The 22316-nt window shown below is 72.3% G+C and carries 20 protein-coding genes; 5 read left to right on the top strand and 15 right to left on the bottom strand.

Annotated features, from left to right (window positions below; genetic code table 11):
• Nucleotides 1–24 precede the first annotated feature (24 nt).
• The 11 genes from OG985_RS33945 to OG985_RS33895 form a co-directional block, all read right to left on the bottom strand.
• Complete coding sequence (locus OG985_RS33945) at nt 25–402, bottom strand: hypothetical protein (RefSeq protein WP_371672175.1); 378 nt, start codon at nt 400–402, stop codon at nt 25–27.
• A 4-nt stretch (nt 403–406) separates the two neighbouring features.
• Nucleotides 407–2137 carry a hypothetical protein gene (locus OG985_RS33940; protein WP_371672174.1) on the bottom strand — a complete coding sequence of 577 codons (1731 nt, stop codon included), beginning with the start codon at nt 2135–2137 and terminating at the stop codon, nt 407–409.
• A gap of 107 nt (nt 2138–2244) precedes the next feature.
• On the bottom strand, nt 2245–2625 hold the full coding sequence (locus OG985_RS33935; protein WP_371672173.1) for a hypothetical protein: 381 nt from the start codon (nt 2623–2625) through the stop codon (nt 2245–2247).
• Nucleotides 2626–2630: 5 nt separating this feature from the next.
• Nucleotides 2631–3353, bottom strand: a complete 723-nt coding sequence (locus OG985_RS33930) for a VWA domain-containing protein (RefSeq protein WP_371674580.1) — start codon at nt 3351–3353, stop codon at nt 2631–2633.
• A 186-nt stretch (nt 3354–3539) separates the two neighbouring features.
• Nucleotides 3540–4652, bottom strand: coding sequence for a hypothetical protein (locus tag OG985_RS33925; RefSeq protein WP_371672172.1), 1113 nt, complete (start codon nt 4650–4652; stop codon nt 3540–3542).
• A complete protein-coding gene (locus tag OG985_RS33920; RefSeq protein WP_371672171.1) occupies nt 4649–5914 on the bottom strand; it encodes a protein phosphatase 2C domain-containing protein in 1266 nt (421 codons plus the stop codon). Before OG985_RS33920 ends, OG985_RS33925 begins: the two co-directional genes overlap by 4 nt.
• A 407-nt stretch (nt 5915–6321) precedes the next feature.
• Nucleotides 6322–7758 carry a lysine N(6)-hydroxylase/L-ornithine N(5)-oxygenase family protein gene (locus OG985_RS33915; protein ID WP_371672170.1) on the bottom strand — a complete coding sequence of 479 codons (1437 nt, stop codon included), beginning with the start codon at nt 7756–7758 and terminating at the stop codon, nt 6322–6324.
• Entirely contained in the window at nt 7755–9113 is a 1359-nt protein-coding gene (locus OG985_RS33910; RefSeq protein WP_371672169.1) for an aspartate aminotransferase family protein, read from the bottom strand. Before OG985_RS33910 ends, OG985_RS33915 begins: the two co-directional genes overlap by 4 nt.
• Before the next feature lie 681 nt (nt 9114–9794).
• Nucleotides 9795–12326, bottom strand: coding sequence for an aminopeptidase N (pepN, locus tag OG985_RS33905; protein ID WP_371672168.1), 2532 nt, complete (start codon nt 12324–12326; stop codon nt 9795–9797).
• 56 nt (nt 12327–12382) lie between these two features.
• Nucleotides 12383–12964 (bottom strand): two-component system response regulator, encoded by a 582-nt coding sequence (locus tag OG985_RS33900; RefSeq protein WP_371672167.1) that lies wholly within the window; start codon nt 12962–12964, stop codon nt 12383–12385.
• A 139-nt stretch (nt 12965–13103) separates the two neighbouring features.
• Complete coding sequence (locus OG985_RS33895; RefSeq protein ID WP_371672166.1) at nt 13104–13454, bottom strand: chorismate mutase; 351 nt, start codon at nt 13452–13454, stop codon at nt 13104–13106.
• A 140-nt stretch (nt 13455–13594) separates the two neighbouring features.
• On the opposite strand from OG985_RS33895, the gene OG985_RS33890 reads away from it, so the two are divergent.
• Nucleotides 13595–14476: a hypothetical protein gene (locus OG985_RS33890; protein WP_371672165.1), complete on the top strand. Its 882-nt coding sequence runs from the start codon at nt 13595–13597 to the stop codon at nt 14474–14476.
• A gap of 38 nt (nt 14477–14514) precedes the next feature.
• Here OG985_RS33890 and OG985_RS33885 read toward each other — a convergent pair whose 3' ends face one another.
• Nucleotides 14515–15420, bottom strand: coding sequence for an SDR family oxidoreductase (locus OG985_RS33885; protein ID WP_371672164.1), 906 nt, complete (start codon nt 15418–15420; stop codon nt 14515–14517).
• A gap of 61 nt (nt 15421–15481) precedes the next feature.
• A complete protein-coding gene (locus OG985_RS33880) occupies nt 15482–16216 on the bottom strand; it encodes an SDR family oxidoreductase (protein ID WP_371674579.1) in 735 nt (244 codons plus the stop codon).
• Between the two features lie 173 nt (nt 16217–16389).
• Between OG985_RS33880 and OG985_RS33875 the strand changes: the two genes are divergently transcribed.
• Genes OG985_RS33875 through OG985_RS33860 form a run of 4 tightly spaced genes read left to right on the top strand, consistent with a single transcriptional unit; the run spans nt 16390 to nt 19810 of the window.
• Nucleotides 16390–17142 (top strand): enoyl-CoA hydratase family protein, encoded by a 753-nt coding sequence (locus OG985_RS33875; RefSeq protein ID WP_371672163.1) that lies wholly within the window; start codon nt 16390–16392, stop codon nt 17140–17142.
• Nucleotides 17143–17991: a CoA transferase subunit A gene (locus OG985_RS33870; RefSeq protein ID WP_371672162.1), complete on the top strand. Its 849-nt coding sequence runs from the start codon at nt 17143–17145 to the stop codon at nt 17989–17991. It begins immediately after the preceding gene.
• Nucleotides 17988–18746 (top strand): CoA-transferase subunit beta, encoded by a 759-nt coding sequence (locus OG985_RS33865; protein WP_371672161.1) that lies wholly within the window; start codon nt 17988–17990, stop codon nt 18744–18746. Before OG985_RS33870 ends, OG985_RS33865 begins: the two co-directional genes overlap by 4 nt.
• Complete coding sequence (locus OG985_RS33860; RefSeq protein WP_371672160.1) at nt 18746–19810, top strand: NAD(P)H-dependent flavin oxidoreductase; 1065 nt, start codon at nt 18746–18748, stop codon at nt 19808–19810. The genes OG985_RS33865 and OG985_RS33860 overlap by 1 nt, the downstream gene beginning before the upstream one ends.
• Nucleotides 19811–20517: 707 nt before the next feature.
• Here the strand turns inward: OG985_RS33860 and OG985_RS33855 are convergent.
• Together OG985_RS33855 and OG985_RS33850 are read right to left on the bottom strand one after the other, a co-directional pair.
• On the bottom strand, nt 20518–21675 hold the full coding sequence (locus tag OG985_RS33855; RefSeq protein WP_371672159.1) for an acetyl-CoA C-acetyltransferase: 1158 nt from the start codon (nt 21673–21675) through the stop codon (nt 20518–20520).
• Nucleotides 21676–21698: 23 nt separating this feature from the next.
• On the bottom strand, nt 21699–22313 hold the full coding sequence (locus tag OG985_RS33850) for a TetR/AcrR family transcriptional regulator (protein ID WP_371672158.1): 615 nt from the start codon (nt 22311–22313) through the stop codon (nt 21699–21701).
• Nucleotides 22314–22316 lie beyond the last annotated feature (3 nt).

The following is a 22316-nucleotide window of genomic DNA, read 5'->3' as shown; positions in this document are numbered from 1 at the left end:
CGGTGTGCCGCCGGCCCTCGGTTGTCACAGCAGGGTGGTGACGTTGTTCTGGATGGCTGCGACGTCGGCCGCGATGGCGGCCGTGGCCTGTACCCCGGGGGCGATGAAGCCGAGCCAGCGCAGCAGGATGTTGCGGCGTGGTGTGTCGCGGACGAGTTCGGCTTCGAGGTGTTCGGCGGCGTCGACGAGTTCCGCGCCGTCTTCGTAGCGGCTTTGGTCTGTGCGGAGTTGTTCGAGCAACAGCCGTGTGGCGGTGCGCAGTTCGGTGATGGCGGTTTCTCGGTCGGTGTCGGTGGGGTGGCCGGTGGTGGCGGTGGAGTGGTCGAGGGCGACGGCGCTGCGGTCGATGCGGAGGTCGCCGCCCGCGTGGATGCCGCTGTTTCTGCCCATGCCTGCTGACATGGTGTCACCTTCCTCTGGTGGCGGGTGTTCCGGCTGAGGCGCCGGCGGACGGTCCCGCGGGGCCGCGGGCGGGGGTGCCTGCTGTCTGGCCGCGGCGGAAGACTCCGGCCATGCTGCCGCCGACGCCGACGGCGGAGCCGTTGAGGGTCATGTTTCCGGCGGCGTACAGGCCGGTGTTGTTGATGGTGGTCTGGCGTTGGATGAGTTCGCTGGGGTCGATGTTGTGGTCCTCCATGAACTCCACCAGCGCGTCGAGTACGCGGTGTTCGACCGTTTTGGCGTACAGCTCGCGGTCGAGTTGCTGGAAGTAGCGGTAGTAGAGCTGGTCGCTCGCCGCGTCTCTGATGCTGAAGGAGGCGCCGTAGTTGAAGGTGCGGTGTCGGATCTCCCGTGCCTGGCGGCGTTGTTTGCGGTGTTCGATGAGGGGTGAGAAGAGGCCGGCGATCACGGAGAAGGGGGAGCCGATGAGCAGGCCCGGTGCGCGGCGTCCCGCGTTGCGGACGAGGGCCCACCATTGGCGGAGGGTGGGCGAGTCGAGGAGTTGGTCGGCGATGCGGTAGGGCTCGCGGACGGGGGCGAGGAGGGAGCTGCTGCCTTCGATGAAGAGCATTTTGCGGTCGGACAGCAGTGCGCAGCGCAGGAAGAGTGTGGTGGCGAGTTCTCCGCTCCAGCCGGTGACGCGGATGGCCAGGTAGGGGCGGGCGCGGCCTTTGCCGTCCTCGCGCAGGTCGTGCATGAGGTGGGGTGAGACCTTTTCGCTGGGGGGTCCGGCGGTGTCGGTCAGGAGTTCGTCGCGGGTGCGGTCGTCGACGCCGTAGAGGAGGTCGGCGCCGTTGACGAGCAGGAGGTTCTCGACGTGGACGCCGGGGAGTTTCAGGTCGCCGACGCGGGTGGCGAGGTGGTCGTTGAGTTCGTGGACGGTGAAGGGGATGACCTGTTTGCCTTCTTCGGGGCGGGCGGTGTCGAGGGCGAACGACCAGGTGCCGGTGGCCTGTCCGTATCCGATGAAGGGTGCGTAGAGGGAGAACACGACGACGTTGCCTCGGTCGCGTCGCTCGATGGCCTCGATGCGCCGCCGGTTTTCGACGCTGAGGGGCTGGGGGGCCTGGCTGGGGGCGAAGTTCTCACGTTTGAGCTGTCCGGCGACGACGCCGTAGTGCACGGTGAGCGATTCGACGGCGACGATAACCCAGGCCGCGAGGAAGCCGAGGACGAGGGTCGCGCCGAAGGTGATCGGCAGGGTGATCAGTACGACGAGGAGCAGCAGGGCGAGGATGATGTCGCGGCGTACCTGGCGGCGGCGGGCGGCCAGTGCGTGGCGCAGGACGCAGCCGAGGTCGACGCCGGGTGAGGAGGCGACGGCTCGCCGGGGTTCTTCCAGGATCTGTTCGACGACGTGGCGGGCGAACTTGGTGTCGGTGTGGACGGCGGTGCACAGGTACCGGGTGACGTCGCGGGCGAAGCGGGGGGCGGCGGCCGGGGGGACGCCGGAGGGGACGGGTGGTGCGGGGACGGTGGGGTGTGTGGTGAGGGTGGGGTGCGCGGTGAGGGTGGGTGGTGGGGCGTAGGGGGGTGTGGGGGGCCGGGCGTGTGCGGTGGGCGGAGGTTTGGTCGTGGTCTGGGCGGCTGTGGCGAGGGGGTCGAAGACGCGTACGGCGCCGCAGTGGTGGCAGGTGGTGTAGTTGCGGTCGTTGGCGGTTCCGCAGCGGGGGCAGTGCAGGGTCGGAAGGGTCATGGTCGTCTGTCTTCGCTCGGCACGCGGGGCGTGCGGTGGGTCGGGTCGGGTTGGGTCGGGTCGGTCGATTGGGTCTGTCTGATCGGGTCAGGTGGCGTCGGGGCGGGTCAGTCTTCGGGGTTGTCGGGGGGCGCGGGGTTGTCCGGCAGCCGGACGTTGTGGGTGGGTTGTTGCGGGTGGGCCGTCGTGGTGACGGGCCGTGGGAGGGACGCGCCGGGTGCCGGGTCGTGTGCGGAGTCCTTGTGGGTGGGGCTCTTCGGCCGGTCGTCCGTCGGTTTGTCCGGGGTCGATTTCGCGGAGTGGCCGGGTTTCGCGGTACGGGTGGCTTTTGCCGGGGCGCTGCTGTGCGACGGCTTGTCGTCCGGGCCGGGTGCCGCGTCGGCGTCGGCGTCGGGAGAGACGAGGCGTAACAGGGCGGCTGCCGCGACCAGGGCGGTGGCGGTGATCAGCAGCCGGTTGTGGGCGGCGGCGGTGTGGCGGGCGGTCATGGCGGTCAGTCCATGTACTCGGCGGAGACGGTCAGGTACTCGTCGCTGACCGGCTGTTCGGTGAAGCCGGGGGCGGAGCGGGGGATCTGCATCTCGCCCGCGCGTGAGGAGGCGACGAGCGAGTTGAGCAGGCTGCCGAGTGCCTGGAGCAGGGCGTGGTCCTGGTCGGTTCCGGCCTCGGCGAGGAAGGCGGCCTTGGTGGCGACCTTGCCGAGGACGTCCGGGTTGGCCGCGCCGAAGCCGTAGCTGATGACGTGCGGGTAGCGCGGCCAGGAGCGGTTGACGAGTCGCCGGAACGCGTCGTGCCAGCCCTTGTCGGTGGGGGCGCCGTCGGTGAGGAGGAACATGACGGGGCGCAGTACGGCCATGCCCATGCTGCGCAGGTCGTCGACGTCTGTTTCGATACGGCTGCGTACGAGGTCGAAGGCGGCGGAGTAGTTGGTGAGCCCGTTGCACACGACTTCCGGCATCGCCTGAATCCGATCGAGATCGGTCATCTCGATGATCAGGTGTGCGTCCGTCGAGAAAGCGATCAAAGACATGTGAGCGAATTCCGATACCCGAGGGCTTTCGGAAATGGTGGCGTGCAGTTGGGTGAGGGTCTGGTTGAGGGTGTTCTGGTGCGGTTGCATCGAACTCGACGCGTCGATCACGAGGTAGGTCGGCAGGCATTTCTGCCGCAGGTGGTAGACGTTGGCGTCCTGGCCGGGTACCGCGTCGTCGTACATGTTCACGGTGTTCCTCTTTCGGTGTTCGAAGCGGTGTGGCTTTTTGCTCCGGAACTTCGGAATCCGGACTCCGGAACTCCGGAACCCTGAGCCGCGGGCCGGGCTCCGGGACGGCGGGCCCGGGCCCGCCGTCCCGGAGCCCGGCCCGCGGAGCGTCCTCGGCTGCCCTGTACGTCCGTCCCGCTGTCAGGCCTTGACCGCCACGAGGAGGACGAGCAGCGCGACGGCCACGAGCAGCGCCACGAGCGCCCAGGCCTTGGTCCGGGGGTCCAGCGGCGGCACGGGCGGCACCATGGGCGGAGGCGGCACGGTGGGCTTGGCGAGGCCGGCGGGCCGGGTCAGGGCCGACTGCAGGGGCTGCGTCGTCTCGCTGCGCGCGGCCGCGGGCCGGGCGGGAAGCGCGGCACGGGTGACGGCGAAGCGGACGACGGGGCCGTCGTTCAGGGCGGCGAGCAGGGCGGCGGTGCGCGGCCTGGTCTCGCGGTCGGCGGCCCAGAGCATGTCGAGCAGCAGTCGCGCCACGTCGGGCGGGACGCCGGGGGGCGGGTCGTCGAGGGTGTGCAGTACTTCCGCGAGGTTGCGGGTGCCCGTCAGGCAGCGCGCGGTCAGCAGGGCGACCCGGTAGCGGTCGGTGGACGGGTCGGCGGGCATGCCCGGCCGGGCGCGCGGGTCCTCCCAGCCGGGCTGGTATATGTCGGCGCCCGTGTTCTGCGCGCATCCGTCCATGTCGATGAGGTAGACGGAGTAGTCGGACGGGTTCCAGAAGGCGTTGGCGTAGTTCCAGTCGGAGTACACGAGCCTGCGCTGTTCGAGTGCGGCGGCGATGCCGACCAGGCAGCGGCAGGCGGCTGTCCGTTGTGCGGGCGTCGGGGGCGGAGTGCCGTCGCGGGCCATCCGCCGGTCGGGGCGGGCCAGCGTGTCGATCTCGCGGAACCCGCCGCCGGGTGAGCGGAAGCCTTCCGGCGCCATGGGGATGAGGCAGCCGACGGTGGCGGAGGTGGCGTCGGTGATCCGGGCGACGGGCCACGAGGTACGGCTGAGCAGCACCTCACGGGCCGGGCGTCCCCCGGCGGCGTCCGAGCGGCCGAAGGCGACGAGCCGGTCCAGGCGGAGCGCGTCCGTGTCGTCCAGAGGCTTCTTGTAGCGCTTGAACAGCAGGTCGGGGCCGGTGCCGTGGCCGCTGAGGCGGGTCACCTCGGAGCTCTGGCCGTTGTTCGTGGCGATCTGTTCGCCGAGCGTGCCCAGTGCGGCCAGCGGAGTCACCGGCGGCAGGGCCCACGCGGACGGGTCCGCGGTCATGTCGGCCACCCGTTCAGACCGCCGCTCCACTCGCCGACCGGTCCGGGCGATCCGCCGGCCGGTCCGGTCCACTCGCCGGCCGGTTCGGGCGATCCGCCGGCCGGTCCGGTCCACTCACCAGCCGGTCCGCCGGGCGGCCGGGGCCGGTTGTCGGGGGCGATCCAGACGGTCACCGACGTACGGTCGTCCAGGAACCGTTCGGCGTCGAAGCCGACGTCGTTGAGGTACGCGGCGATGGGCAGCGGCCGCTGCCAGCGGCCGGCCAGGTAGGCGTTGAGTTCCTCGATGGTGGCGAGACCGTCGCCGACCCCGTCGGACACCAGCGAGATCACGTCACCGGCGCGCAGGGCGAGCCTGGTCTCGCGGGCCGCGTGCGGGTCGGCGGGGAGGGTGTGGGTCACGGCGTTGGAGTCGTAGCCGGCGGTCGCCCCCTTGCGGTCGCCGGCGGCGTAGCGCCAGCGTTCGTCCTCGAGCCGCCAGAGGGAGGCGTCGCCGAGCCAGGCGGCCCACATGGTGCGCTCGCCGGTCGGCGCCGGGCGGGCGGGGATCACCGCGGTGAACAGGACCGCGCACACGTCGGAGGGGTCCAGTCCGCGTCGCGTGGCCTCCCGGCGCATCGCCGTGGCGGTTTCCTCGAAGAGTTCCGTCGCCGAGAGTCGTGCCGCGCCGTCGGGCTCGTCGAGGCGGCGTCTGAGGTGGTTGACGGCGGTGCCGGCCGCGACGGCGGCGCCGAGTTCGGCGTGGGCGCTGCTGGAGACGCCGTCGGCGACGGCCAGCAGCAGGTGGTCGCCCGTCGCGTCGCGGGCCAGGCGGTAGGCGTCCTGGCGGGCGGTGGCCGGTTCCTGGCAGCGGTGTCCCGGGCCGACGAGCGAGGCGGCTCGTACGGCGAGGTCGCCGAGGTGTGCCTCGTCGGCTGCGACGCCGGAGGCGGCCGGCCTGACCGGCAGCAGCCAGGGGAAACGCTGGGCCTTGGAGCCCGCCCCGAAGCGCGGTACGGACTCATCGGCCGCGACCGGGGCCGGGGCGGTTGCCGAGGTGCGGGCGCCGGCGGCGGTGGGTGCTGTGGGCGGGGGCCGGTGTGGGCCGTCGGCCACGAGCAGGGCGTCGTGCCGGGGCGAGGCGGGCCACGTGTTCCCGTGTTCCGGCCGCCCGCTGTCCGCGATGGCGGGCGCACCCGCGTGTGCCCCGGCGGACCTGTGGGTGTCCGCGCCCCCGTGGGTTCCGGTGCCTCCGTAGATGCCCGCGCCCCCGTAGGACGACACGGGCACCGATAACGGCGCCGGAAGTGCTGGTGACTGGTGGGTCCACATACGTATCGCCAGGAACAGTATTCCCGTGGCCACCATGACCAGCAGATCGATTACCAGGCGAAAGAAAAGATCGTCCGCGGGGAAATAGATCACGAGGAAAATTCCCCCGAAAAGAAATATCGCCCAGCTCAGACGCCCCCGTTGCAGCGACATGCCGGGACGGTATCAGGGCGCTGCGGGTACGAGGGAGGGGTATGGCATATTCTGGCGGCCTTTTTTGCGCCCCTTCCTCGTTTTTTCTTTTCAGGATCGTTCTGGCGTTCGCCGTGGCTGTTACCGGAGTGATGGCACGGAATAGCGCACAGGTGTGTGACGCCTGAAAGGGAAGAGGTGCCGCGGGAAGGGTCCCGCGGCTTCTCTCAGCGGCCCTCGGCCAGGGGCGTGAGGGCTGGTGTCGCGCGCCGGGCGGACGGGATGTGGGGCTGCTGTTGCAGCCCGAAGGCGGTGAAGGCGGTGCGCGTGGGCAGTGGGTAGGTCTCCCTGCCTGTCAGGGAGTTGAGGATGGTGGCGCTGCGCCAGGCGGCGAGACCGAGGTCGGGGGTGCCGATGCCGTGGGTGTGCCGTTCGGCGTTCTGGACGTAGACATGGCAGCCGGTGGCCGAGACGGACGGGTCGAGGAGGAGGCGGAACTGCTCGTCGACGCGCGGACGTTCGCGGCTGTCGCGGCGCACGTAGGGGTCGAGTCCGGCGAGGATGCGGTCCAGGGGGCGTTCGCGGTAGCCGGTGGCGAGGACGACGGCGTCGGTGGTGAGGCGGGAGCGGGTGTTCTGCTGGACGTGTTCGAGATGCAGCTCGACCCTGGTGGTGGCGATACGGCCGGCGGTGCGGACGCGGACGCCGGGGTTCAGGACCGCGTCGGGCCAGCCGCCGTTCAGGGTGCGGTGGTAGAGCTCGTCGTGGATGGCGGCGAGGGTGTCGGCGTCGATGCCCTTGTGGAGCTGCCACTGCGAGGCGACGAGGCGGTCGCGGACGGGTTCGGCGAGGGCGTGGAAGTAGCGCGTGTAGTCGGGGGTGAAGTGCTCGAGTCCGAGCTTGGAGTACTCCATGGGCGCGAACGCCTCGGTGCGGCTGAGCCAGTGGAGCCTCTCGCGGCCGGCGGGGCGGGAACGCAGCAGGTCGAGGAAGACCTCGGCGCCGGACTGTCCCGAGCCGATGACGGTGACGTGTTCGGCGGCGAGGAACGTGTCACGGTGGGCGAGGTAGTCCGAGGCGTGGACGACCGGCACGGCGGGCGCCTCGACCAGGGGCTTGAGGGGCTCGGGCACATGGGGTTCGGTGCCGATGCCGAGGACGACGTTCCTGGTGTACGTGCGGCCGAGGGCCTCGGCCTCCCCGTCGGAGTCGAGCTGCGTGAAGTCGACCTCGAAGACGTCGCGTTCGGGATTCCAGCGGACGGCGTCCACCTGGTGAGAGAAGTGCAGTCCGGGCAGTTGCTCGGACACCCAGCGGCAGTAGGCGTCGTACTCGGCGCGCCGGATGTGGAAGCGCTCGCCGAAGTAGAAGGGGAACAGGCGGTCGCGGGCCTTGAGGTGGCTGAGGAACGACCAGGGGCTGGCGGGGTCGACGAGGGTCACCAGGTCGGCGAGGAAGGGGACTTGGATGGTGGCACCGTCGATGAGGAGGCCGGGGTGCCAGTCGAAGGCGGGGCGCTGTTCGTAGAAGACGGTGTCGAGTCCGGTGAGGGGGTGGGCGAGGGCGGCGAGGGAGAGGTTGAACGGTCCGATGCCGATGCCGACCAGGTCGCGGGGCGCGTCGGGCTGGTGGCGTGGGGGGTTGGGGGCCGGGGGGTGGCTCATCGGGGGGTGTGTCCTTCCACCAGGTTCAGGAGGGCGGCCAGGTCGTCGGGCCGGGTGTGGGGGTTGAGGAGGGTGGCCTTGAGCCAGAGCCGCCCGTCGATTCGGGCCCGGCCGAGGACGGCGCGGCCGCCGGTGAGCAGGGTGCGGCGTACGGCGGCGACGGCGTCGTCGGAGGCGTCGACCGGCCGGAAGAGGACCGTGCTGATGGTGGGCGGCGCGTGGAGTTCGAAGCGGGGGTGGTCCTGGACGAGGGTGGCGAACTCGTGGGCGTGGTCGCAGACCTGGTCGACGAGCCGGCCGAGGCCGCCGCGGCCGAGGGTGCGCAGCGTGACGGCGATCTTGAGGATGTCGGCGCGGCGGGTGGTGCGCAGGGAGCGGCCGAGCAGGTCGGGCAGGCCGGCCTCGGTGTCGTCGTCGGCGTTGAGGTAGTCGGCGCGCTGCCCCAGTGCGGCGAGGTCACGGGCGTCGCGGACGGTGAGGAGGCCGGCGGCGATCGGCTGCCAGCCGAGTTTGTGCAGGTCGAGGGTGACGGTGTCGGCGGCTTCGAGGCCGGCGAGCCTGCCGCGGTGCCGTTCGCTGAAGAGGAGGCCTCCGCCGTAGGCGGCGTCGACGTGCAGCCGGGCGCCGTGGGCCGCGCACCGGGCGGCGATCTCGGGCAGCGGGTCGATGAGGCCGGCGTCGGTGGTGCCCGCGGTGGCGGCGACCAGCAGGGGGCCCGGAAGCGTGGTGAGGGCTTCGTCGAGGGCGGCGGGGTCGAGGGTGCCGGCGGGGGCGGGGACGACGACGGGGTCGGGCAGCCCGAGCATCCAGGCGGCGCGGGGCAGCGAGTGGTGGGCGCCCGCGCCGTGGACGAGGCGGACGCCGGCTCCGTGCGTCTCGCGGGCCAGCAGCAGGGCGAGTTGGTTGGACTCGGTGCCGCCGGTGGTGACGACGGCGTCCGCCGCGCCCGTCTCCCGGGCGAGGGCGCGGGTCACCAGCGCTTCCAGGGCGGAGGCGGCCGGGGCCTGGTCCCAGGAGTCGAGGGACGGGTTCAGCACGGAGGCAGCTAGGTCGGCGGCGGTGGCGACGGCGAGGGGCGGGCAGTGCAGGTGGGCGGCGCACAGCGGGTCCGCCGGATCGGCGGCGCCCTCGGCGAGCGCGCGGACCAGGTCGTAGAGGGCGTCCGGATCGCCGTCGTCGGGCAGGACGTCTCCCACCGCGTTCCGGACTCGTGCGGCGACCGCTTCCGCTCCCCCCGCGGGCAGCGGTCCCCCGCGCGCCCGCGCGCCGTCGCTCAGCGCGCCGAGGACGGTGTCGAGCAACGGCCGCAGGGCGAGGGCACCTTCGGGGCCGGAGGCGAGGGGCGGCGTGCTCATGAGGTCCTCCGGGGCGCGGGCAGAGGGAGCTTCCAGCTTGTACGTGGATGCGGCATCGCGCCCGGAAAGTCCAACGATCGGCACTCGAAGGGGGTACGTCGGTGCGGGCAAAGCATGTGGAAGCGTCCCGGAACGCCTGCGCCCCTCCGAGGGGGACCCGGGCCGGCCCGCAGGCGGGCAGGGCCGACCCGCGGACGGCCCGGGGCACGCCCCTGGACGGGCCCCGGGCTGACGCGGGTCGGGCCCCGGGGCAGCCCCACCGATGGACGGACGCCGTGCAGGCCGTAGTGAACCCTGGCGAACTCCGGGCACCCACCCGCGGACGACTCCTAGCCGACCCGTGGAGGGGCCGGGGGGCGAGCGCCGCGGGAGCATCCAGGCAGTCGGGGACCGGTCGTCCCCCTGCTCGGGACCAGTCCGCCGCGTGGTGCGAGGACCGGTCGACCACCACGCGCGACCGACGGTCCCGGCCGCACTGGCCGGAAACCGTGTCTGCACATCGAGAACCGGGTCCGCCCGTCGAAGACCGCGTCCGCCCGTCGAGGACCGGGTCCGCCCGTCGAAGACCGCGTCCGCCCGTCGAGGACCGGGTCCGCCCGTCGAAGACCGCGTCCGCACGACGAGGACCGCGTCCCAGGCGGCTACGGGAGCCCCGGGGAGGGCGGTCGGCTCATCGGGTCGTCAGCGGGAGCCCCGGACCCGCAACGCCCGTGCCAGGTCGTCGAGTTGGTCGACGAGCTTGCGGCGCAGGGCCGGGATCGGGTCGGCGTCGCGCAGGCATTCCTCGCCGAGGCGCAGGGTGTCGGTGTCGACGGCGTGGGCGGGAAAGGCCCACCGGCCGGCCGCGTCGGCGATGGCGGGGCCGCGGCGGGCGGCGACGGCGACCGCGTCCTCGTAGTAGCGCTGCACGTACTCCCGTACGAGGTCGGCCTGTTCGGGCTGCCAGAAGCCCCGGGCGGTGGCCGTGAACAGGTAGTTGGACAGGTCGTCGCGGACGAACATCGCCTCCCAGGCCGCGCGCTTCGCCTCGGGGTCGGGCAGCGCGGCCCGGCAGCGGGCGGCGCCTTCCTGGCCGGTGGCGCTCGGGTCGCGGTCCAGTTCGGCGGCGATGGCGGCCTCGTCGGTGGCGCCGAGGACGGCGAGCCGGGCGAGGACGCGCCAGCGCAGCTCGGGGTCGAGTTCGGGGCCGCCGGGCACGGTGCCGTCGGCGAGCCAGGCGGCGATGGTGTCGGGGTGGGCGGCGACGTCGATGAAATGGCGTACGGCGATCAGGCGCAGGCCGGGGTTGTCGCCGTCCTCGGTGCGGCGGATGAGGTCGCGGCACAGGGCGGTGAGGGTGGCGAGGGCGGCCGGACGCTGCTCGGGGGCGAGGTAGCGGTCGGCGACATGGGTGGTGGCGAAGGCGAGGACGCCCTGGACGAGGGCGAGGTCCGTCTCGCGCGGGAGGTGGGTGCGGGCGACCTCCAGGTAGGCGGCGGCGGTGAGCGGGGGCTCCACGGTCGTACCCGCGGAGTCGCCGCCGCCGTCGCGGACGGCGTCCCGGAGGGCGTTCCAGACGACCGCGCGGGTGAGCGGTTCGGGCAGGCCGGAGAGCGCGGCGCGGACGGTCTCGAAGGAGCCGGCGTCGAAGCGGACCTTGGCGTAGGTCAGGTCGCCGTCGTTGAGGAGGAGCAGGGCCGGGCGCTTGCCGATGGGCTGGGGGGCGGGCTGCGGGATGTCGAGGTCGAGGCGTTCGCGCAGGACGAGGTTGCGGTCGTGGTCGGCGACGTCGAGGTCGTAGAGGCCCGCGGCGATGCGGTGGGGGCGGCTGCCGGTGCGGTCGACGGTGAGGGTGCAGGTGCCGTCGGCGGCGGGGGCCACGCGCGGGGTGAGGGTGTCGACGCCGGTGGTGCGCAGCCAGGCGTCGGCCCAGGCGTGGACGTCGCGTTCGGTGGCGCCGGCGAGGGAGTCGATGAAGTCGGCGAGGGTGGCGTTGGCGAACCTGTGGCGGGCGAAGTGCGTGTTGATGCCGGCCAGGAAGTCCTTCTCGCCGAGCCAGGCGACGAGTTGGCGCAGCGCGGAGGCGCCCTTGGCGTAGGAGATGCCGTCGAAGTTGAGGAGCGCGGAGGCGGTGTCGTCGACGTTCTCGGGCGCGACGGGGTGGGTGGAGGGGCGCTGGTCGGCGTCGTAGCCCCAGGACTTGCGGGCGACACCGAAGTCGGTCCAGGTGTCGGTGAAGCGGGTGGCCTCGGTGAGGGTCTGGTAGCCCATGTACTCGGCGAAGGACTCGTTCAGCCAGATGTCGTCCCACCAGCGCAGGGTGACCAGGTCGCCGAACCACATGTGGGCCATCTCGTGGGCGATGACCATGGCGCGGGTCTGCCGCTCGGTGTCGGTCACGGCGGAGCGGTAGACGAACTCGTCGCGGAAGGTGACCAGGCCCGGGTTCTCCATGGCGCCGGCGTTGAACTCGGGGACGAACGCCTGGTCGTAGGAGTCGAAGGGGTAGGGCTCCTCGAACTTCTCGTGGTAGCGGTCGTAGCACTGCTTGGTGATCTCGAGGATCTCGTCGGCGTCCGCGTCCAGGTGGGGGGCCAGGGAGCGGCGGCAGTGGATGCCGAACGGCAGGTCGCGGTGTTCGGTGCGCACGGAGTGCCAGGGGCCGGCGGCGACGGCGACGAGGTAGGTGGAGATCAGCGGGGTGGTCGCGGCCTGCCAGCGGCCGTCGCCGAGCGGCTCGGTGATGCCGTTGGCGAGGACGGTCCAGCCTTCGGGAGCCCGCACGGACAGGTCGAAGACGGCCTTGAGGTCGGGCTGGTCGAAGGCGGCGAAGACGCGCTGCACGTCGTCCATGAACAGCTGTGTGTAGACGTAGGTCTCGCCGTCGGAGGGGTCGGAGAAGCGGTGCATGCCCTCGCCGGTGCGGGAGTAGCGCATGGCCGCGTCGACGCGCAGTTCGTGCTCGCCGGTGGTGAGGTTCTTCAGCGGCAGCCGGTTCTCGTCCAGGGCGTCCGGGTCGAGGGGTTGTCCGTCGAGGGTGACGGAGCGCAGCTCGGCGGGCTTGAGCTCGACGAAGGTGTCCGTGGCGTCGTGGTCCTCGATGACGCTGAACCGGATGACCGTGCGGGAGTCGAAGGTCTCGTCGCCGGTGGTCAGGTCGAGGTCGATCGTGTAGCGGTGGACATCGAGGAGCCGGGCACGGCTCTGCGCTTCGTCGCGCGTCAGTACGGACATGCAGGACATGCTGCCTGATGGCGGTGTCGTCGCACAGAGGCGGATCGGTTCACGGCCTATGTCCGGGTCCGGTCCGGGCTCCCGGGTGTGCGCCCCTGGGGCGCTTCCCTCACGCCGGAATTCGGCGTCAGGCCCGCTGTGGGCATACGGGCGTCGGGATGCGGCAGGGCGGGGCGGACGGGGCGCTCCGGTGCCTCGGCGTGGTCCTTGACCAGGGCGCGCAGCTCGCGCACCTCCGCCTCCAGGGCGAGGTGGCGCTGGTGGGCGTCGAAGAGATAGCGGACCTTGGTGCGCAGCACCCACGGGTCGACGGGTTTCATGACGAGGTCGGCGACGCCGAGCCCGAAGGCGGTGGAGGTCAGTCCGTGGTCGGCGCCGAAGCCGGTGAGCAGGATGACGGGGATGCGCTGGGTCTGCTCCAGGCGCCGCAGGTAGCGGACCACGTCGAGGCCGCTGACGCCGGGCATGCGCACGTCGAGCAGAAGGAGGCCGACCTGGCCGCGCAGCACCTGTTTGAGCGCCTCGTCGCCGCTGGTGGCGCGGCCCAGCCGGTAGCCCAGTGGGGCCAGTGCGCTCTCCAGCGCGTACAGCGTGTCCTCGTGGTCGTCGACGATGAGGATCCTGGCATCCGACGGCATGGCCCGGCGTCCCTTCCCCGTGGACAACAAGCGTATGTCCGAGGAGCTGACGGTCAGTGTTCGTCAGCAGACAAGGAGTGCACAGCGCAGCATGCCCCGCAGGGGCCCGTGTGTCACCTCCTCGGGGCGTCGGCCGAGGTCAGTTCGCGAGGGTCGCCGTGCCGTTGCCGGTGTCCTCGGCGATGCGCTCGTGGTGGTGGATCACCTCGGCGATGATGAAATTCAGGAACTTCTCAGCGAACGCCGGGTCCAGCTTGGCGCTTTCGGCCAGCGCGCGCAGGCGGGCGATCTGGCGTGCCTCGCGGCCCGGGTCGGCGGGCGGCAGCTGGTGCCTCGCCTTGAGGTGGCCGACCTGCTGGGTGCACTTGAAGCGCTCGGCGAGCATGTGGACGACGGCCGCGTCGATGTTGTCGATGCTGTCGCGGAGCCGGGCGAGTTCCTGGCCGACGGCGGGGTCGACGTCACCGCTCGCGGTGTTGCTGGTGGTCATGGGCGACCACCCTACGTGGCGCGCCGCCGGGTGGTCGGGGCGGTTCGCGTCCGGGGTGTCAGCGTGGGATCGGGCCGGGACCGTCCGCCCCGAGGCCTCGTAGAGTGGAACGGGGTTCACGGCGTCTTGGGGGTAGGGGCGTGGCGAGCGACGGACCGGTCGAGCACGGATTTCCGCACCTGGAGACGGTGCGGGCCGCCGTCACGGCGCTGTACAGGCGGTTGTCGTACGACACCGTCCAGACGTTCGCGACGAGTGTGGCGCCCGCCGACGTGGCGTTCTGCGACACCGACGACCTGTACCCGGGTGTGCAGCGGGTGGCTCGCGAGCTGGTGCGCCACTACCGGCTGCCAGACGCCCGCATGATCGTCGGCTTCCGTGACATGCGGTACGCGGCGAACGTGGAACTCGCCGCGGGTCCCGAGTACTTCGTCGAGTTGAACGACCGTTTCCGCACCCACCGTCGTGACATCGGCGCGGCTCTCGCGCACGAGGTGATGCACGTCTACCTGCACCGTCTGGATCTGTCCTTTCCCGGCACCCGCGACAACGAGATCCTCACCGACACCGCGGCGACGTATCTGGGCGCGGGCTGGCTGTTGCTCGACGCGTACCGCGAGGACGCGGCCTCGTCGCAGAAGCTGGGCTATCTGACGCCGGAGGAGTTCGGTTACGTCCTCGCCAAGCGGTCGCTGGTCTTCGGTGAGGACCCGTCGGTGTGGTTCACCAGTCCGCAGGCCTACACGGCGTACGTCAAGGGCATGGAGCGGGCCCGCCTGGACGAGCGGCAGCCGCCGCTGACCGCGGCCGGCTGGGCGGGCCGCCGCCGCTACGCCCGCGACCGCCGCGACGCGCCCGGGTCGCAGCCCGGGCTGCCCTACACCTTCAGTCCCGACGACGGCGGACGGCTGCGCGTCTCTTTTCCCTGCCCGACCTGCCATCAGCGGATCAGGGTGCCGGTGCGTGGGCGGGTCCGGGCGCGGTGCGGGCTGTGCCGGACGGTGCTGGAGTGCGACACGTAGGTCGTGGCACCCGTTTGTGTGGGCCTTGCCGGGTGTGGTCACCCGCCGTACACCGCCCCCGGTATCTCAGCGCGCGCCAGCAGCTTCAGTGCCGCCTCGCCCGCCTCGGACGGGGCCCACCGGGTGTTCCTGTCGACGGTCGGGCCCCGGCGCCAGCCCTCCATGACGGTGATCCGGCCGCCCTCCGTCTCGAAGACGCGGCCGGTGACGCCCGTACTCGCGGGCGAGCCGAGCCAGACGACCAGGGGCGAGACGTTCTGCGGGGCCATCGCGTCGAAGCCGGCCGCCGGTGCGGTCATGGTGTCGGCGAACGCGCCTTCCGTCATCCGGGTCCTGGCCGCTGGGGCGATCGCGTTGACCTGGACGCCGTAGCGGCCGAGTTCGGCCGCCGCGACCAGGGTCAGGGCGACGATCCCGGCCTTCGCGGCGCTGTAGTTGCCCTGTCCGACCGAGCCCAGCAGGCCCGCTCCGCTGCTGGTGTTGACGATCCGGGCGGTCGGGGTGCGGCCGGCCTTGGTCTCGGCGCGCCAGTGTGCGGCGGCGTGCCGCAGGGGCAGGAAGTGGCCGGTGAGGTGGACGCGCAGGACGGCGTTCCAGCCGTCCTCGTCGAGGTTGACGAGCATCCGGTCGCGCAGGAAGCCCGCGTTGTTGACGAGGGTGTCGAGACGGCCGTAGGTCTCCAGGGCGGTCGTCACCAGGGACGCGGCCCCGGCGTCGGTGGCGATGTCGCCGGCGTGGGCCACCGCCTCGCCGCCGGCCGCCCGGATCTCGTCGGCGACCAGGCCGGCCGGGCTGTCGGGGCCCGGTGTGCCGTCGAGGCCGACGCCGAGGTCGTTGACGACGAGCCGGGCGCCCTCGGCGGCGAAGGCGTGTGCGTGGGCCCGGCCGAGGCCGCGGCCGGCGCCGGTGACGACGACGACCCGTCCGTCGCAGATTCCGCTCATCCCGCTGCTCCTTTCACTTCTCCTGGGGGGTCACTTCGCCCCGTTTCCCGTCTTGTTGTGGTCACTTCTCCTTGTTGGCGGTCGCGGCGTCCAGGAACGCGGGCCGCTCCCCGCCGCCGTGCACGAGCAGGCTCGCCCCGGTGATGTAGGCGGCGGCGTCGGAGGCGAGGAACACCGCGGCCGCGCCGACGTCGGCGGGTGCGGCGAGGCGGCCGAGCGGCACGGTGCGGGAGACGGCCTCGATGCCGTCCTCGCCGCCGTAGTGGAGGTGGGCCAGTTCGGTGCGGACCATGCCGACGACCAGGGTGTTGACGCGGATCTCCGGCGCCCATTCGACGGCCATGGAGCGCGCCAGGTGCTCGAGGCCGGCCTTGGCCGCTCCGTAGGCCGCCGAGCCGGGTGAGGGGCGGCTGCCGCTGACGCTGCCGATCATGACGACGGCGCCCCGGGCCCGCCGGAGGTGCTCGTGGGCGGCGAGGGAGACCGTCAGCGGAGCGAGGAGGTTCAGCTCGACGACCCGGGCGTGCCGTTCGGCGTCCGCGTCGCCCAGGCTCCGGTAGGGGGTGCCGCCCGCGTTGTTGACGAGGACGTCGAGGCGGGGCAGGGCGCCGAGGAGGGCGCGTACGGCCGCGGGGTCGCGCAGGTCGACGGGCACGAACTCGGTGCCCGGGACGGGGACTTCGGGTGGCCGTCGGGCACAGGTGACGACGTCGGCGCCGGCCTCGGCGAAGGCCCGGGCGATCCCGGCGCCAACGCCTCGGGTGCCGCCGGTGACGAGCACGGTCCTGCCGCTCAGCGGCGGGGTGTCGGACCCGCTCAGCGGCGGGGTGTCCGACCCGTCCGGTGGCGGGGCGTCGGAGTTTTCCACAGGGCCTCCCGCTCGGTTGCGGCGACTGCTAGCTTCGAATCCGGCACACCTAACAAATGTTTGGTGGAAAGGCAGTTGAGTGGAAGGTAGCTGATGCGCCGATGGGTGTCTCCACCTCGTCCCCGGAAAAGGGGATTTCCGTCGTCACGGTCGACTTCCCGCCGGTGAACGCGCTGCCGGTGCGGGGCTGGTTCGCGCTGGCCGACGCCGTGCGCGCGGCCGGCCGGGACCCCGGCGTCCGGTGTGTGGTGCTGGCCGCCGAGGGCCGCGGCTTCAACGCGGGCGTGGACATCAAGGAGATACAGGCGCAGGGGCAGGGCGCCCTGGTCGGCGCCAACCGCGGCTGCTTCGAGGCCTTCGCGGCGGTGTACGAGTGCGAGGTCCCCGTGGTGGCGGCGGTGCAGGGTTTCTGCCTGGGCGGCGGCATCGGTCTGGTGGGCAACGCGGACATGATCGTGGCGAGCGAGGACGCCACGTTCGGCCTGCCCGAGCTGGACCGGGGGGCGCTGGGCGCCGCCACGCATCTGGCCCGGCTGGTCCCGCAGCACCTGATGCGCGCCCTGTACTACACCGCGCGCACGGCCACCGCCGCCGAGCTGCACGCGCACGGCTCGGTGTGGCGGGTGGTGCCGCGTGCGGAGTTGCGCGCCGCGGCGCTGGAGCCGGCCCGGGAGATCGCCGCCAAGGACGGAGAGCTGATCCGGCTGGCCAAGGCCGCCATCAACGGCATCGATCCGGTGGACGTGCGCCGCAGTTACCGCTTCGAGCAGGGCTTCACCTTCGAGGCGGGTGTCAGCGGGGTGGCCGACCGGGTCCGCGCCGGCTTCGGGAAGCTCGGGAAGGAGGGTGGGTAGGTGAGTGACAAGACGATGACCGTCGACGAGGTCGTCTCCCGTCTGGACAGCGGCATGACCCTCGGCATCGGCGGCTGGGGCTCACGCCGCAAACCGATGGCCCTGGTCAGAGCGCTGCTCAGGTCGCGGATCAGCGATCTCACGATCGTGTCGTACGGCGGCCCGGACGTCGGTGTGCTCGCCGCCGCCGGGCGGATCCGGAAGCTGGTCGCCGCGTTCGCCACGCTCGACTCGATTCCGCTCGAACCCCACTACCGCGCGGCACGCGAGCGCGGGGCCTTCGAGCTGATGGAGATCGACGAGGCGATGTTCCTGTGGGGACTGCGGGCCGCCGCGAACCGCCTGCCCTTCCTGCCGGTCCGGGCCGGTCTCGGTTCGGACGTCATGCGGGTCAACCCCGGTCTGCGCACGGTGACTTCACCGTACGAGGACGGGGAGACGTTCGTCGCCGTGCCCGCCCTGCGGCTGGACGCGGCACTGGTGCACGTCAACCGCGCGGACCGGCAGGGCAACGGCCAATATCTGGGCCCCGACCCGTACTTCGACGACCTGTTCTGCGAGGCGGCCGATACGGCGTACGTCTCCTGCGAGCGGATCGTGGACACGGCCGAGCTGACCAAGGAGGCGCCGCCGCAGACCCTGCTGATCAGGCGCCACACCGTGACGGGCGTGGTGGAGACCCCGGGCGGCGCGCACTTCACGTCCTGCGCTCCGGACTACACGCGGGACGAGGCATTCCAGAAGTTGTACGCCCGCACCCCCTGGGCGGAGTTCTCCGCCCGGTTCCTCGACGGGGACGAGCAGGACTATCGGGCGGCCGTGCGGACCTGGCACGAGGAGCGGTCATGAGCGAAGCGACACGCGTCGCCGTGCCCGCCCCCACCCGCGCCGAGTACTGCGTGATCGCCTGCGCCGAGGCCTGGCGCGGCGCGGGCGAGATCCTGGCGAGCCCCATGGGCCTGATCCCGTCCCTCGGCGCGCGGCTCGCCCGGCTCACCTTCGCGCCGGACCTGCTGCTGACCGACGGCGAGGCGCTGCTCGTCGGCCCGGACGGCACCGTCGAGGGCTGGCTGCCGTACCGGCAGCACCTGACCCTGGCGGCCGGAGGCCGGCGGCACGTGATGATGGGCGCCAGCCAGATCGACCGGTTCGGCAACCAGAACATCTCCTGCGTCGGCGACTGGAGCAGGCCCACACGGCAACTGCTCGGGGTGCGCGGAGCCACCCTCAACACGCTGAACCATCCGACGAGTTACTGGATCCCGAAGCACTCCCGGCGGGTCTTCGTCGAGCAGGTCGACATGGTGTGCGGAGTGGGCTACGACCATGCCGACGGCGCCCGCTACCACCACCTCGCGCGGGTCGTCTCCGACCTCGGCGTCTTCGACTTCGCCACCCCCGACCACTCGATGCGGCCGGCCTCGCTGCACCCGGGGGTCACACCGGACCAGGTCAGGGAGGCCACCGGCTTCGATCTGGCCGTCGGGGCCGAGGTGCCGTACACACGTGAGCCCACCGAAACCGAACTACGGCTGATCCGCGAGGTTCTGGACCCGGCCGGCACCCGCTCGCGCGAGGTCCCCGACCCGCCGACGGTGATCTGATGGAGACGGCGCTCACCCGGCTGGTCGGGGTCCGGCATCCGATCGTGCAGACCGGGATGGGATGGGTGGCGGGCCCGCGCCTGGTCTCGGCGACGGCGAACGCGGGGGCGCTCGGCATCCTGGCCTCCGCGACGATGACGCCGGACCGGCTGCGCGAGGCGGTCCGCGAGGTCAGGTCCCGTACCCAAGAGCCGTTCGGGGTGAACCTGCGGGCGGACGCGGCGGACGCCGGCGACCGGGTGCGCATCATGATCGAGGAGGGCGTGCGGGTGGCGTCCTTCGCCCTCGCCCCGTCCCGCGAGCTGATCACCGAGCTGAAGGAGGCCGGTGTCGTCGTCATCCCGTCCGTCGGTGCGCGCCGGCATGCCGAGAAGGTCGCCGCCTGGGGTGCGGACGCGGTGATCGTGCAGGGCGGCGAGGGCGGCGGGCACACCGGTGAGGTCGCGACGACCGTGCTCCTGCCCCAGGTGGTGGACGCGGTGCGGATACCGGTCGTGGCGGCGGGCGGCTTCTTCGACGGACGGGGCCTGGTGGCGGCCCTGGCCTACGGGGCGGCGGGCGTCGCCATGGGCACCAGGTTCCTGCTCACCTCCGACTCCACCGTCCCGGACGCGGTGAAGGCGAGATACCTGGCGGCTACGGTCAAGGACGTCACCGTCACCACGGCCGTCGACGGCCTGCCGCACCGCATGCTGCGCACGGAACTCGTCGACGCCCTGGAGCACTCGGGCCGGGCGAGGGCCCTGTTCCAGGCCCTGCGCCGGGCGGCGGGCTACCGGAAGCTGTCCGGCACGAGCTGGCGCCGGATGATCCGCGACGGACGCACCCTGAAACACGGCAAGGACCTGGCCTGGAGTCAGGTGCTGCTCGCCGCGAACACGCCGATGCTGCTGCGGGCGTCGATGGTGGAGGGCCGCACGGACGTCGGGGTGATGGCCTCGGGCCAGGTGGCGGGAGTGATCGAGGACCTGCCGTCCTGCGCGGAGCTAGTGACACGGGTGATGGCGGAGGCCGGGGACATCGTCGGCGCGCTGGCGGAGGGCGGTGCGTCGATGCGCGCATGACTGCGAACGATCAAGAGCCTCGGGGGGGCTGGTGCCTTCGGGACGCGCAGAGCGGCCAATGCCGCCCGTGCGGCCCGCACCCGGTGCCGGCGGCAGCCGAGAGCCCAGGGCCACCTGGCTCAGGAGTTCGGGGTCGCCGGTTCGGGGCACGCACACCGGCCAATGCCGCCCCACACCCGGTTCCGGCAGCAGCCGAGAGCCCGGGGCCACCTGGGCTCCTGAGCTCCGCAACTCAGGTGCTCAGGGGCTCCGGAACTCAGGTGCTCAGGGCCACCGCAGTGGCGGACCGAGGCTCCAGGGCCCCAGGCGCCCCGCGCCGCTCCTCCACTGCACCGCACCGTCGGTGCGACGGGCCGGCCCGTCGATACAGCGGACCCGTGACGGCCGGTGCGGCGGACCCGTGACCGCTGGCCCGGCGAACCCGTGACCGCCGACCCGGCAGACCCGTGACCGCCGACCCGGCAGACCCGTGACCGCCGACCCGGCAGACCCGTGACCGCCGACCCGGCGGACCCGTGACGGCCGGTGCGGCGGACCCGTGACCGCTGGCCCGGCGAACCGTGACCGCCGACCCGGCGAACCCGTGACGGCCGGTGCGGCGGACCCGTGACCGCTGGCCCGGCGAACCGTGACCGCCGACCCGGCGAACCCGTGACCGCCGGTACGGCGGACCCACGACCGGCGGCCGTCGAATTGCCGTCGCGCTCTCAGAGCCGTTCGATGATGGTGACGTTGGCCTGGCCGCCGCCCTCGCACATCGTCTGCAGGCCGAAGCGGCCGCCGGTGCGCTCCAGTTCGTGCAGCAGGGTCGTCATCAGCTTCACGCCGGTGGCGCCGAGGGGATGGCCGAGGGCGATGGCGCCGCCGTTGACGTTGACCCGGTCCGGGTCGGCTCCGGTCTCCTTCAGCCAGGCCAGGACGACCGGTGCGAAGGCCTCGTTGATCTCGACGAGGTCGATGTCGTCGATGGTCATGCCGGCCTTCTTCAGAGCGTGCGCGGTGGCCGGGATCGGTGCCGTCAGCATGCGGATGGGGTCCTCGCCGCGCACGGAGAGGTGGTGCACGCGCGCCCGGGGCGTCAGCCCGTGCTCGCGCACCGCCCGCTCCGAGGCGAGCAGCATGGCCGCCGCCCCGTCGGAGACCTGCGAGGAGCAGGCCGCGGTCACGGTGCCGCCGTCGAGGACCGGTTTGAGGCCGGCCATCTTCTCCAGAGAGGTGTCCCGGCGGGGGCCCTCGTCGACGGTGACCGGACCGAGGGACACCGTCTCCCGCTCGAAGCGGCCCTCGTCGATGGCCCGCAACGCCCGCCGGTGCGAGCGCAGCGCGAACTCCTCCTGGTCCGGCCGGCTGATCCCCCACTTCGCGGCGATCATCTCGGCCCCGGCGAACTGGTTCACCGGCCGGTCCCCGTACCGCGCCCGCCAGCCCTCGCTGCCCGCGAAGGGTCCCTGGGTGAATCCCAGGGGCTCGGCGGCCTGCCGGGTGGCGAAGGCGATCGGTATCTGCGACATGTTCTGCACACCACCCGCGACCACCAGGTCCTGCGTCCCGGACAGCACGCCCTGAGCCGCGAAGTGGACGGCCTGCTGCGAGGAACCGCACTGCCGGTCGACGGTCACGCCGGGCACCTCCTCGGGCAGCCCGGCGGCGAGCCAGCAGGTCCGGGCGATGTCCCCGGCCTGCGGTCCGACGGTGTCCAGGCAGCCGAGGACGACGTCCTCCACGGCGGCCGGGTCGACCCCCGCGCGCGCGACCAGTTCCTTCAGCACATGGGCGCCCAGGTCGGCCGGGTGGACCGCGCTCAGTCCTCCCCCGCGCCGCCCGACGGGCGTCCGGACCGCTTCGACGATGTAGGCCTCGGCCATGGCAACTCCCTCACTCATAAGGGCTATTCACGTACGGCGATCCCGTCCAGCACCATCGACAGGTACTGCCGGGCGATCTCCTCCGGGCTGTGCTGTCCGCCCGGCCGGTACCAGGACGCGGCGACCCACACCGTGTCGCGCACGAACCGGTAGGTGAGCCGGACGTCGAGGTCGGCCCGGAAGACCCGGGCCGCGACCCCGCGCTCCAGCGTGGACAGCCACGCCTTCTCGAACCTGCGCTGGGACTCGGCGAGGAACGCGAACCGTTCCTGCGCCACCAGCTGCTTGGACTCCTTCTGGTAGATCGCGACGGCGGCGCGGTGCCGGTCGATCTCCCGGAACGACTCGGTGACCAGCGCCTCCAAGGTCTCGCGCGGCCCCGACTCGGCGTCCAGGACGGCGTCGTAGCCGCCCCAGAGCTCGTCGAGGAAGGTCCGCAGGATCTCCTCGAGCATCGATTCCTTGGAGTCGAAGTGGTAGTAGAGGCTGCCCGCGAGCATGCCTGCCTGGTCCGCGATCTTGCGGACGGTGGTGGCGTTGTAGCCCTGCTCGGCGAAGACCTCGGCGGCGGTGTCGAGGAGTTCGCGGCGGCGCGCGGGCGCGGCGGTCACCTGGGGCTTCTTCTTGGTAGGAGGCACGGG

It is taken from the genome of Streptomyces sp. NBC_00289 (assembly GCF_041435115.1).
Lineage (GTDB): Bacteria > Actinomycetota > Actinomycetes > Streptomycetales > Streptomycetaceae > Streptomyces.
The sequence above is the reverse complement of the archived record's forward strand: the minus strand, read 5'-3'. Positions and strand labels throughout refer to the sequence as shown.